Annotated in this window: 8 protein-coding genes; 2 read left to right on the top strand and 6 right to left on the bottom strand. The window is 59.0% G+C overall.

Translation table 11 applies throughout. From position 1 onward, the window contains the following. Positions 1–67: 67 nt before the first annotated feature. The 3 genes from HRQ63_RS22265 to HRQ63_RS22255 all read right to left on the bottom strand — a co-directional run bounded on the left by HRQ63_RS22265 (position 68) and on the right by HRQ63_RS22255 (position 3,156). The gene (locus HRQ63_RS22265; RefSeq protein ID WP_172247360.1) at positions 68–1,057 is read right to left on the bottom strand and encodes an inorganic phosphate transporter; all 990 of its coding nucleotides are present in this window, start codon (positions 1,055–1,057) and stop codon (positions 68–70) included. A gap of 175 nt (positions 1,058–1,232) precedes the next feature. After that, positions 1,233–1,847: a DUF47 domain-containing protein gene (locus tag HRQ63_RS22260; RefSeq protein WP_172247359.1), complete on the bottom strand. Its 615-nt coding sequence runs from the start codon at positions 1,845–1,847 to the stop codon at positions 1,233–1,235. A gap of 493 nt (positions 1,848–2,340) precedes the next feature. Then, the gene (locus HRQ63_RS22255; RefSeq protein ID WP_172247358.1) at positions 2,341–3,156 is read right to left on the bottom strand and encodes an alpha/beta hydrolase; all 816 of its coding nucleotides are present in this window, start codon (positions 3,154–3,156) and stop codon (positions 2,341–2,343) included. Between the two features lie 208 nt (positions 3,157–3,364). On the opposite strand from HRQ63_RS22255, the gene HRQ63_RS22250 reads away from it, so the two are divergent. Together HRQ63_RS22250 and HRQ63_RS22245 are read left to right on the top strand one after the other, a co-directional pair. Then, positions 3,365–4,012 (top strand): YukJ family protein, encoded by a 648-nt coding sequence (locus HRQ63_RS22250; protein ID WP_172247357.1) that lies wholly within the window; start codon positions 3,365–3,367, stop codon positions 4,010–4,012. Between the two features lie 37 nt (positions 4,013–4,049). Continuing rightward, positions 4,050–4,691, top strand: a complete 642-nt coding sequence (locus HRQ63_RS22245) for a DUF1129 family protein (protein ID WP_172247356.1) — start codon at positions 4,050–4,052, stop codon at positions 4,689–4,691. A 90-nt stretch (positions 4,692–4,781) separates the two neighbouring features. On the opposite strand, the gene HRQ63_RS22240 is transcribed toward HRQ63_RS22245, so the two are convergent. The 3 genes from HRQ63_RS22240 to HRQ63_RS22230 all read right to left on the bottom strand — a co-directional run bounded on the left by HRQ63_RS22240 (position 4,782) and on the right by HRQ63_RS22230 (position 12,437). Further along, positions 4,782–7,217 (bottom strand): GH36-type glycosyl hydrolase domain-containing protein, encoded by a 2,436-nt coding sequence (locus tag HRQ63_RS22240; RefSeq protein ID WP_172247355.1) that lies wholly within the window; start codon positions 7,215–7,217, stop codon positions 4,782–4,784. Between the two features lie 89 nt (positions 7,218–7,306). Next, a complete protein-coding gene (locus HRQ63_RS22235) occupies positions 7,307–11,746 on the bottom strand; it encodes a glycoside hydrolase family 2 protein (RefSeq protein ID WP_229714141.1) in 4,440 nt (1,479 codons plus the stop codon). 4 nt (positions 11,747–11,750) lie between these two features. Then, on the bottom strand, positions 11,751–12,437 hold the full coding sequence (locus HRQ63_RS22230; protein ID WP_172247354.1) for a hypothetical protein: 687 nt from the start codon (positions 12,435–12,437) through the stop codon (positions 11,751–11,753). Positions 12,438–12,449 lie beyond the last annotated feature (12 nt).

Raw genomic sequence — 12,449 nt, 5'->3', positions numbered from 1 at the left:
CAAAAAAAGCCCGCCGGAACATCCGGCAGACTTGGATTTTATCGATTTATGCAAGGGCAGATATGTGCTAAAAAAGAAGCTTGAAGATCAATCCCGACATCACCGCAACGATCGGAATGGTAATGAACCAAGCTACGACGATTCGGCCGGCCATTCCCCATTTCACGGCACGGAAGCGCTTGGCCGCGCCTACGCCGAGGATCGAGGATGTCGCGGCGTGCGTCGTACTGATCGGCAGATGCAGCAAGGTTGCCGTGAAGATAACGGAAGCGGAAGATACGTCGGCCGCGAAACCATTCATCGGCTCGATTTTGAAAATCTTCGTGCCGAGCGTCTTGATGATTTTCCATCCGCCTACCGAAGTCCCGAGCGCCATCGCCGTAGCGGCGGCGAGTTTGACCCACAGCGGAGGCTCGAGCGAGCTCCACTGGTCGGCCGAGATCAGCGCGAACGTCATGATGCCCATCGCTTTTTGCGCATCGTTGGTACCGTGGGCGAACGATTGAAGCGCCGCCGTCAAAATCTGCATCGAGCGGAAGCCTTTGTTCACCGTATGCGGGCTGCGCCTTCCGAGTGTCCATTTGAGAACCATCATAATGATGTAACCGACGACGAACGCGATCAACGGCGAGAATATCAAGGCTTCGACGATTTCGAGGAACCCTTCCCAATTCACGCTGTCCGCGCCTGCGCCGACGAAGACGGCACCTGCAAGCGCACCGATCATGGCGTGTGAAGAAGAAGACGGAATGCCGAACCACCAGGTCGCCAAGTTCCAGATAATGGCCGCGATCAATGTAGCGATGACGATCTCGATCCCGTTATCCAGCTTGGTGGGGTCCGCGATGCTTCCCCCGATCGTCTTGGCAACGCCCGTAAACGTGATCGCGCCGAGGAAGTTCATGCCTGCCGCAAGCAAGATGGCGGTACGAGGCTTCAGTGCGCGAGTGGATACGGACATCGCAATCGCGTTGGCCGTATCGTGAAATCCGTTAATGAAGTCGAATGCGAGTGCAAGAAAAACGACCACCGCAAGGACGATAAAAGTTGTTTCCATAGTATTTTGACCGCACGAAGAAAGACGGCCTCGCTGCATCCGCAGTCTTTGCGAATGCCGTGCCGCTGTCTTTTTACGAAATCGCCGCCGATCGATGGACAATGCCCCCGCGCGAAAGCCCTATTCCGGAAAAAGCGGTCCTGACCTCCTTTAGCCCTAAAATGGCAGGCTCCGCTTAGGAGTTGCTCATAATGATGGTTTCCAGAATATCGGCAACATCTTCGCAGTTGTCGGTCGTCGTCTCGAGACGCTCGTAAATTTCTTTGCGTTTGATCAATTCGATCGGGTCGCTTACCGTCGCAAACAGTTCCGTGATAGAAGTACGCAGCAGCTGATCGCCTTGATTCTCCAGATCGTTCAGGCGGATCGTGTACTCGCGGATCGCCAGCAATTTCTTTTGAGACAACAGATGGATCGCTTTCTGAATCTCATAAGCCGACTCGCGCAGAATTTCGCCGAACTGAATCATATATTGGTCCGGCTGGCCCAGGTTGTACATGTAAAAACGCGAAGCCGTAGCTTCCAGTCCGTCCAATACATCGTCAAGCGTGGTTGCCAGCTTCAGGATGTCGTCTCGCTCCAGCGGGGTGATGAACGTCTTATTAAGCTCGGTAATGATGGTATGCGTAAATCCGTCACATTTGGATTCGTAATCTTTCATATCTTTGACAAAGACATTAACGTCCTTCAGATCCGCTACATGCTTGGAAAAGTAGTCCGCGGCTTGTACGATCGTGTCCGCCATGTCTTCGAGTGTTTGAAAGAAAATATCCTTCTTTTTTGCACGCATTTTAAAACCCCTTTTCAAATTTTCAAAACCAAAAATGGGCAAGGCTTTGAAGTCGCTTCTACGACCTCCATCATTTTATCACAACGATGTAAGGGATTAAAGAAAACTTATGCCGATTTTCACACTGTTTTTACATGAATATCGACTATTTTTAACAAAAATCGCGTTTATGCTGCTGTTCGGTCTTATTTTCGAGTTCCGGAACTCTTTAAGCCCTGATTTCACTTTACAGTCCGTTCATGAAATGAACCTTAAATAGAGCGCGGATCGAACAGAAAAAAGCAAAAAACCCGGAAGCTTTGCAAGCAGCCGGGTTAGCAAGGGCAGACGGCGGGGCGCGAAGGTTCAACCGTGTAGAGCCGACGTGCGAGGAAACGCGAGAATGCGGAGCACCTTTATTAGTCGTCGGCAAAAATAATTGCGGATATCCATTTGTTTTCCGCAAATTTATCGTCCAGTGTTGCCAATAGCCTTGGCAATGCTGCACGATATATTAAATCGTCCAGTGTTGCCAATCGATCTCGTTCTTATGACGATCTTGAAGCCAGCGCTTCGTGATATCGAGCAGTTGGCGGCGGTGCGGACCGGACGAATACGTATGGTTCGCCTGGAAAATGATCTCCTTGTCGCAGCGGGAATCTTCGCGCGTCCAGAACAGCTTCTGGTACAGGAAAGCGTAATCGACCGGAATGACGTCATCCGACGTTCCGTGCACGACCAGCACATCCCCGTAAAACTTCCCGGCTTCCTGGAACGGTTGGAACGCGCCGAGCGATTCGAAGAATCCCGGCGTGAACGAATAACCCAGAAAATCGGCGCTGCCTGTCCGAACCGATTCGTCGTAGCGCTCGCGCCCCGTAATTTTCACGATATCGTTGAACGGATACCCGACCGCCGACCACAGCGCCAGGCTTTTCACCCGGCGATCGCGGACGGCGGTCAACAGCGCGACCGCTCCGCCGAGGCTGTGTCCGATCAGCGTCACGCGGCTCGGATCGATGTCCGCGCAGGTCATCGCGTAATCGAGCACGGTCCGCGTCTGAAGGATCATCGACTCGATGCCTTCTTCGCCGTAGACGCCGTCGCTTTCCCCGCAGCCTATATAATCGAAACGGACAACCAGTTGACCGTCGGCAGCCAGCTCGCGAGCCGTCGTCACGAAGAGCCGATCCACGCCGACCCGACTGCCCACGAACCCGTGGCAAATAACCGTCAGCGGAAGACGCCCTTCACAGTCTCCCGATGTCGGATAGTGAATCGTAGCGGTCAAATCGTGCTTGTCGTGGCGGATCAGAATCTGGCGTTCCATGGCAGCAGCCTCCCTGGTTTTTAATCCCTAGTTAATTAGTATGAATTACTCTTATCTTACGTCGGCGAGACTACTTTGTCAATTCCGAGTTCATTGCATGGTTTTAGAAAGAAATCCGGATGCTCCGTCCCCCCGTAGACCGCCTTTCGGGATTGCGATATGCTAAAGGGTGTACGCGAAAAGCACGAATGCTCGGGAGGAAAAGCCATTGAGCCATTATCGTTACGGCGTGCTGAAAGCCCGGGCGATCCGTTATATTCACGGGTTCGGCAGCCAGCCGCATTTTCACATCTGCCTGCAAGACGATCGCGGAACCCCTTACCGGGCGTCGATCAATATCAAGTCCAAGTCTTACCCGTCCGAGCTGCTCTACCGGATCGGACCTTGCGCGCCCGAAGGGAACGAAGCGTTGAAAGCACTGCCCGGAGGATTCACTCCGATCGAGCATGAGCTTCCGGTACGCGGGCTGGATTTTATCCGTCGTCCGCTGTTCCGCAAAGAAGATCTGGTTCCTTTGCCTGCAAGCCTTCCCGGACCGGACAACGATCTGAACGAAAAAATCGTGGCGCTCGTCGATGCTGCCGTTCTTGCCGAGAGCGACTTCTATGTATTCGGGGACGCTTGGGGACCGGAGGCCGAGACGCCGGACTATTATTTCGGATTCCGTCCGGGTCGCGGCTTGCATAATATTCATATGAATCAGGGCAATGCCCGTCCTTTTCACGGCGACAACGGCATATTTCGGGACGGAGCCGTTCTGATCCATTTTGCCGAAGACGATCGTTGGATCGGACTGTTTCTCGCTTTCCAATCGCAATCGTGGGAGACGGACGAGTCGGGACACGCGGCGGATTGAGTTTTTTTATTTTGACGGAAATAAGGGGATGTTGAGTTTGAGTGTCAGAAAAAAAATCCGCGAGATCAACAAGATCCGCGATCAATTGAGCAAAAAGAACGCCAACTACTTCGATGAAGTCATTGTTCGCGTCCGGTCGAGCCGTGTTCGGGAGGAAAGCGGCGAAGAGTGGCTGCTTGCGCGCGGACAGCAACTGCTGACGGCGCAGCAGCGCGGGCAAACGGCGGTCAAGCTGTTCGGCGAGAACCCGATCGCTTTTGCGGACACCGCGATCGAAGGATTGCCGCAGCGCAAAGCCTCGCAAACCGTCCGCCTCTATCTGCTGGCTCCCTGGGTCGCGTTGAGCTGGACGTTTTTGATCCTCGGCCTGTTCGCTTTGTTCATGAAGGATGCCGAGACCGTGAGCCTGGGCATGCTGCTGATCGTGGTACTGGGCGCTATCGCTTTGGTTGAAGTGTTGATGCGGCTTACCCGGCGCGATCCGGAAGAAGGCGTTCCGGCCCCGCCGAAATTCAACCTGCGCGGCATCGGGGCTTCGCTTGCGGTGCTGATCGCGATCGGCATTGCGGGACTGCTGCTTCAGCGTGTACTGCCGGTAGTCACGGTTCCGTATTGGTTAAGCCTCGCGATTGCGGCGGTCGGGTTTGTCGGGCAGTTCGTGTTGTTGCGCAGAAGATAACCGTTCCGCGCATTTCGTCGGTCGATCAAAACGCCGAAAAGCGCCGCATCCGCGCGGCGCTTTTTTGATCGTTTTTGGGGATGAACGGAACTACAGCCGCACTTCGACGACCGCGGCGCGTTCTTTGCATATCGGCAGCACGCTTCCTTCGATCTTTTCCCCGTTCACGCGCACTTCTTTGACACCCCGCCCTTCGCCGCTTTCATTGCTTACCCGGATCTCGTAGCGGCAGTCCCGGAACGTTCGAGATACGGTAAATCTTTCCCATTCCTTCGGAACGCACGGATCGATCAGCAGTCCTTCCAACGTCGCGCGCACGCCCAAAATATGCTGCGTGGCGGCGACATACATCCAGGCGGCGGTGCCGGTCAGCCACGACACGTTCGCCAGACCGAATTTATCGGAATCGGGACCGAACAAATTCGACGCGTACACGTACGGTTCGGCCCGATAGCGTTCGATGCCGGCCCGGTCCATCGCGACGCTCGGGATCAGTTGGCGGTAATATTTGTACGCCAGATCGCCCCGGCCCAGCATGCACTCCGCGATGATCGCCCAAGTGTTGGCGTGGCAGAATACGGCTCCGTTTTCGCCCGTGCCCGGATTGTAATCGGTCAGCGGATCGGCGGGATTGGGAAAATCGGTAATCGGCGGATGCAGCTTTTTGATGCCCAGCTCCGTATCCAGCATATCGCGCACGCTGTTCATCGCCGAAAGGCCTTTTTTCTCGTCCGCCATGCCCGACAATACCGCCCACGTCTGCGCGTTCAGCCATAATTTGGCCTGATCGTGCTCGTCCGTTCCCAGAAAACGCCCGTCGTCCATGACCGCGCGCCGGAACCATCTGCCGTCCCATCCCGCCCCGTTCACCCGCTTTTTCTGATCGTCGTACAGCTTGCGGTAACGTTCGACGTCTTCGCCGCTGCCGGCGAGCATCGCCAAATCGGCCATTTTGAGTAGCGCCGTCCCGAACTGCATCGCCGTCCAAATGCTTTCGCCTTTGCCTTCGCGGCAGACGCGGAACAACTGGTCGTTCCAATCGGAACGCAGCATCAGCGGGAAGCCGTTTCTCCCCAGATGGTTTTCGGTATAATCGATCGCCCGCCGAAGATGCTCGTACACGCTGCCTTCGCCGCCGTCGTAATACGGAAGCTTCTCATGCAAAAAGCCGGCGTTTCCGTTTTCCGCGATCAACGCCCATACCGCGAGCGCCGTCCATAGATGGTCGTCCGAATGGATACTGGTGACCGGGTCCCAACCTTCGTGCGGGAAAAAATAATGGTTCACGTGCCCGTCCCGATACTGCTGCCCAAGCAGCAAACGCAGCTTGTCCGCCGCGGCTTCGGGATCATGCGGCGCGACGGCCAAAACATCCTGCGCCGTATCGCGAAAGCCGACGCCCCGGAACGTGCCCGTCGCGTAAAACGAAATATTCCGGGAAAACAAAAAATTGCGCTGCGATTGATACGGATTCCAGACATTCAGCATCCGCTGCGCTTCGGCGTCCGGCAGCTCGCAGTTCCAAGCCCCCAGATAATCGTCCCAATACCGGCCCAATCCCGCGAAAGAGCGTTCGACGAAGCCCGGCTGCCGGGAACGTTCCACGGCGAGAAGCGCTTCCGCTTCGTCGGAGGCCGTTCCGAGAAACACGTTGATCTCGCGCGTCTCGCCCGGCGCCAGCGTCACCGTCATTTGAAGCGCGCCGCACGGATCGCCGCCGAGCAGCGCGGAGCCGGTGCAGCCGCCGCGCTCGATCGCCTGCGGATTCGACTCGCTGCGGTAGCTGCCGATAAACGCGTCGCGGTCGCCGTCGTAGCCGGTCAGCGGCGTGTCCGACGCGAAATAGACCAGCGGCGTCTCCTCCGGTTTAGGCTGATTTTCGACGCCGTACCGGTACAGCAGCACGTCGCCTTGGGCATGCGTCACCGACACCTGGTGCTTGTTATAGCACTGCCATTGCAGTTCGCGCATGAACTCCATCATGCCGAACTCGGCGTAAGCGTAGACGTTCAGCTTTTTGGTTTCCGGACCTGCGTTGGTCAGCGTCAAATTCCAAATCAGCGAGTTTTCGTACGGTCCGACGAAATAAACGGTACGCGCGGACACGCCTTGCCGCGAAGCTTCGAACCGGGTATAACCCATTCCGTGCGCGCTTTTCCATGTCTCGGGGCGCGTCAGCGACGGCTCGTTCGTCGGGCACCAGTACCCGTCCGGGTCGGCGTTCGGATCGGTATCCTGAATATAGAGGTAAGGCCCGGAACGGTCGGTCGGCAAATGGAAAAAGCGGTAACGCGTGATGCGCCAGATCTGCGGCGATTTGTAAAAAGCGACGCCGCCTCCGGCATGCGACAGCATCGTGTGGAACGTGCCGTTGGACAGGTAATTCATCCACGGCGTCGGCAGGTCGCGTCGGTAAAACTCGACCTCCCTTGCCTCGTCGAGAAAGGCATAAGCGCCGTCGGAACCCGGCTCTGAAGCCGTGCCCGGCAGAAGGCCCGAGTCTTGCGGGCCGGAATAGGAATTCATGATAAGTTTCGCTCCTTTGCGCGGCGGCACTTGCGTGCATAGCAGACAGCCGGTTCGTTATTCGTTATTTTTCGATCGTCGTCGTTCGCTTATTTCGGCGTTACTTCGTCGATGGTCATCCGGAAGCGCAGATCGTTCATCGGCCTGCCGTCCGCATGCTCGGCGAACACGCCGAGCCGGATGTCTTCGCGACCGCCGCGCGCGATCGCGATCAGGCGATTCAGACCGGGCTTAAGCCTCGAAGCGAAAAGCGGATCTTCCAGCGGCTTGCCGTTCAGCCACAGCTGCACCGATACGGCGCTGCCGGACACGCGGAAACGGACCGGGCGCGCCGCGGAACCGCCGCTCCCATGCATCGGAATCTCGATAAAAACGCTTAAAAACCATAATCCGCCGGCCGAATCCGCGATCCGCATCGTTCCGTCTTCGGCGCTTCGTTCTTTTTTCTTCATCCAGCCGTATAGCCCTTCGCCCAGATTATTGAGCGAAAAGTCGGGATCGGTATAATAAGCGCGCATCGCCTGTTCGTCCTGATACGGCTCGCACGGTAGCGCCATCATGGCTTCGATCGCATGTTGGGCGTCGCTTTTGACGCTTCTCCACAGACCGTCGTCGAACGTCGCGCCCACATTGGCGAGCAGGCGTGCGTAAACGCGAACGTTTTTGTCCAGCTCGGGACGAAGCACGATCTGCGAGCAAACGATCCGACCCTTTCCGACCGGAACCTCGACGACGAACGCTCCCGGCGGCCGGGCGCGTTCGCGGTTCAGCTCGACCAACGCCAGACGGCTGTACTCGGCCGTGTGCTTGTGCACGAAATAGTCTTTCCAGGCCGTGCCTTCGACGCTGACGCAGATCGGACGACCGCCGGCGGCCTCGATCCGGTGCAGCCCGAGCGGCAGATTTTCGACGTCGCGCGGCGAATGATGCACTTTGTCCAGACCGAACAGGTCGGCCGGGCTTAAGCCTGAAGCAAGCGGATCGGCGTAATCCGCTGCAAGCTGGTACGCTTCGTGGGCCGCGATCCGGATGCGGCAGCCGAGCAAACGCGCCAGCGCTTCGCCGTGCTTCGGCAAGCACGGCAGCACGAATACCGTGCCGCCGGCTTCGGCGAAGGCGCGGGCGGCTTCCGAAGCGCCGGATCGCAGCAGCCCGTCCGGCTCGATCAGCAGCATGCCGGATAAAGCGGAAACGTCAGAAGGCGCAGGCGATGCTTCGGGCGAAGCGGAAAATACGGGGTCGGCGGCAGTCGCGCCGGAACGATCTTCGGCCGCAGGCTGCGCGGATGCCGACGACGCGTTCGCCGCCTCCCCGTTGACGCGCGACGGTCGATACGGTAGTCGCAGCGCCGCAAGCAGACGCGCGCCGACGCCGTCCGGCGCGCCCGAGAAGCGCACCGCAGCGGCGCTGCCTGCGGCTCCGCCATGCGGCCGCGGAGCCGCGGGCATGGCGGCGGCCGCGCGGTCCGCGTGCTCCAAAAGCCGGCGCAGCAGCACGCATGCCTGAGGTACGCGCTCGAACCGGCTCATCATCCCGAGCTGGTTCGCGAGCAGGTACCCGCCGCCTCCGCGATACTCCAGCAGCGGCGTCCACAAATCGCCGCCGTCGCCGAAGTCGCCGGCGCTGCATTCCAGCAGCAGGAGGCAATCGCCCGCCGCCGGCTTCTCGTAAGCGGCGGCGGCGATCGGCAACGGTCCCTCCTCGCGAAGCTCCGGCTCCCAGAACATAAAATCTTCGTCGCCGAATCCGTCCAGAATCGGATGATCGTAACTCGCGGCATGGGCGCGGATGAAATCGCGGCGGCTCAGCGCCAAACGGCCGATCGAAAACGAATCCTGCTCCAGCAGCAGCACGCGTCCTCCTTTCGCGGCGAACGTTTTGATCCCGCGCTCGATTCCCCCGTCTTCGTCCCGGATCAAGCTTCCGACGATAAGCAGCGACGCGGCGTCTTGTTTGCCGATCCCGCGCGCAGCGATCCGGCGACAGTCGGGAAGCAGCCGCTGCAAAAGAGCGTAATCGCGTTCTTTGCCGACATAAACGCAGGAACTCCGCAAACGCAGCGGCGCGCTTTTGAGTTCGCCGGAAAACAAACGGTACGTTTTGCGGATTTCATGCACCTTGAGCCCGTCGTGATAAAGCACCGCCGTCAGATCTGCCGTTTCTTCGGGCAGCCGCGCGGCGTTTTCGCCCGACGGTCTCGGCGCATCTTGTCCGAACCTGCTTTTTGCGGCGTTCGTTTTCGCAAAATCCGCCCTAACCGGCTCCGGCTGCCAGCGGAACGCCACGGACTTGTTTTCGGCCGGCCTCTGCCGGAACTCCGTCTTCTCCCGCTTCAGCTCGCGCCCGCCCTGCGCGACGACGAACTCCACGGTCACGTCGCGGGCGAATTGCGTGTCGTTATGCGCGTCGAAGCTGCGCGCGATCGGCGCGTCGTCGAAAAAGCAGCGGTCGTACTCGGCCGCGATCAGCGCCGCCGGACGGAACGCTTCGCGCATGACGGCGAATGCGGGGTTCGGCTTGTACGCCGGATATTCCGGCGGCAAAAGCCCGTTGTTCAGCGTCAGCGAATAGGCCGGGACGTAAGCCGGTTTGACGCCCGGCGTCGCGGGATCGTCCCATTCCAGCCGTATGTCCCGCTCCGGCATGGCGCGCATGAAATAATGTGCGAAGTTGAACGTCGAGATGCCCGATACGCCTTGACGCCGCGCGTATTCGATGAACAGCCGCTCTTTTTCGGCCAGACCTTTGACCGCTTCGTCCGTATGCCGATACGCGCTCAATCCCGCGTACACGCTGGCGTTCTGCGGACAGATGTACCACCAGCTCCCGTGCTCGCCGAACGTCAGCGGAACGTTCCGGTCCCATTGGGCGATCGTGCCGTCGATATTGTAATGCCGGCTTTCCGCTTCGGTCAGCGCTTTCGGGAGCAGCCGGTTATCGCCTTCCGCGACGATCGGCCGGGTCGGATCGAGCCTGCGCATTTCCTCCATTAAAGCCGGAATATGCGTTTTGAACACGTCTCGTCCGTCGACCCAGCGCATTTCGTTTTCGACGCTCCACAGCACGACCGAAGGATGGTTGCGGTCGCGCCGAACCAGACGCCGCACATGCTCGTACGCGCCGCGAATATAATCCGGATGATCGGCGGCCATCGACTTGCCGGAGCCGTAAATCGCCGTTTCGCCGACAAGCAGCATGCCCGTTTCGTCCGCGATCCGCAAAAAATAGTCCGGGTACGGCTCCGCATGGAGACGGATGCAGTTCACGCCGGCTTCGCGGCACATCGCGTACCAAGTCCGCACGTAATCTTCCGTTTGCTGCGTCGCCCCTTGAAAATGCCACGAATCCCCGCGCAGACGGATCGGAATGCCGTTCAGCACGAATTCCGGACCGTCGGTCCAAAATTCGCGAAACCCGAACCGTTCCGTAATCGCATCGACCGCGATCCCGCCGTCCAACAGCTCCAATTCCGCTTCGTACAACACCGGAGAATCCGGACTCCACAGCTCCGCGTCCGTCCATTCCGACCGGAACCGCGCAGTGCCGAGCGGCGGACGCGTTTCGTTTTCGCATAAACGCAGACCGCTCTTACCTTCGCCGCCGCTTCCTCCGGCGGCCAGCGAAGGGTCGTGGGGGCCGATGCCGCGATCGTCCGACGAACGTCGCGCCGGCTCTTTTCCCGGTTCCGTGACTTTTTCCGCTTCCTCCAGCGATCCCGGTCGGACTTCCGCGGTCAGCACCGGCGCTTCGCCCGGCCGATCCGCCCGGCGCACGTTCAGCCTGACGGACCAATCGCCGCTCGGGGTCCGTTGCGCGCTTGCGCCGATCAAGGCCTCGATTTCCAATCGGCTTTCGCGGACGGAAGTCCGCACCGACACCGATTCCAGCGCGGTATGCGGAACGCTTTCCAGCCAGACGTCCTGCCATAAGCCCCGCGCCAGATAGCCGAACCACGATCCGGTCAGCCCGGTCACTTTGACGGCGCCGGACGGAATCGCCGTTTGATCGAAATTCGCGCATACTACCTGAAGTTCGCATGTCTCCCCGGGACGCAGGCGGGCGGTCAGATCGAGCCGAAGCGGCAGGTAGCCGTCGCGCCATACCGCGATTTGCTCCCCGTTCACGTAGACCGCCGCCTGCTGCATCACCCCGTCCAGTCTCAGCAGGATGCGCCGGTCCGTCCAGTCCGCCGGCACGACGAAGCTGCGGCGCAGCAGTCCCGCTTCCGCCCGGTCCCACTCCTTCGGATAACCGTACGGAGCGAACAATTCGTAGCCGTACGCCTCGATCCGTCCGAACGCATAGCCGGGACGCGACTCGTACGCGCCCCGCCAGCTCGACGGCACGCTCACTTTTCGTTTTTCGTACGCGACCGATTCCGGCAGCGACAACTCCTGCGACCGATCGTAGAGCGGCATGAAATCCCACAGCCCGTTCAGGCACAGCTTGCTTCGAAATCCTTTCTTTTCCGCGCTTTTTCCCGGCACGGCTGCATATTCCTGCATCGCGCGTTCCGTTTTCCGCGTCATCCGTTCACTCCCCTTCTTCCTGAGCAGCCCCGATCTCCAGCACCCGCTCGAGATTCAGCCAAACGTCTTCGTTTTCCTCAGCTTCCGTCCACGGAATAAAGTGCGGCCGCATGACGGTTCCCCAATCTTCCGGCGTGCGGCGCGTGTTCAGCGTTCCTTCGTACGGCGCCGCTTCGAGGGTCGCGGGCCGCTCGGCGTAAAAAAACAGCCATTGTTCATGCAGTCCGATGATGCCGTATTTGTCCCCGTCCCCCGGTTTTTCTTCCTGATATTGATAATGGTAAAACACGTAGCTCGATATCTTGTCCGGTCTGAGCCGCGCGAGACGCCCGTAACTTTCCGTCTGCCGCGTTCTTCGCCACGAACGGCTGTCCGCATCGCGACGATAGTGGAAAATATCGCTCATCGGCACGCACGTTCTGCTCTCCCGTTCGCCCGGCCACCCCGCAAGCACGGACGGCAGGCCGGGAAAAAACGCTTCGAACGGAATGCCTGCCCGTTCGTTCGCAATCTCCGTTTCCGCGTACAAAAACCAATGTCCGCTTCCTTCGAACAAGCTGATACGCGCGACGCCCGTGCCTGCCATCTTCCGTTTCGTTTCGCGGCTTTTTTCGCCTTGGCCGAACGCCCGAAAAAAAGCTTGCGCCTTTGCGGCGTCATCGCTCCACCCCCGATACATCCATCGCTTCATGTCAGGCCCCTT

The sequence above is a fragment of the Saccharibacillus endophyticus genome (genome assembly GCF_013185185.1).
GTDB classification, from domain to species: domain Bacteria; phylum Bacillota; class Bacilli; order Paenibacillales; family Paenibacillaceae; genus Saccharibacillus; species Saccharibacillus endophyticus.
This window is presented reverse-complemented; position numbering and strand designations above follow the sequence as displayed.

What these genes read in the sequence shown, in the direction of transcription:
- HRQ63_RS22265 (WP_172247360.1), bottom strand. Translation starts at nt 1,057, where the DNA reads ATGGAAACAACTTTTATCGTCCTTGCGGTGGTCGTTTTTCTTGCACTC.
- HRQ63_RS22230 (WP_172247354.1), bottom strand. Translation starts at nt 12,437, where the DNA reads ATGAAGCGATGGATGTATCGGGGGTGGAGCGATGACGCCGCAAAGGCG.
- HRQ63_RS22255 (WP_172247358.1), bottom strand. Translation starts at nt 3,156, where the DNA reads ATGGAACGCCAGATTCTGATCCGCCACGACAAGCACGATTTGACCGCT.
- HRQ63_RS22260 (WP_172247359.1), bottom strand. Translation starts at nt 1,847, where the DNA reads ATGCGTGCAAAAAAGAAGGATATTTTCTTTCAAACACTCGAAGACATG.
- HRQ63_RS22240 (WP_172247355.1), bottom strand. Translation starts at nt 7,217, where the DNA reads ATGAATTCCTATTCCGGCCCGCAAGACTCGGGCCTTCTGCCGGGCACG.
- HRQ63_RS22235 (WP_229714141.1), bottom strand. Translation starts at nt 11,746, where the DNA reads ATGACGCGGAAAACGGAACGCGCGATGCAGGAATATGCAGCCGTGCCG.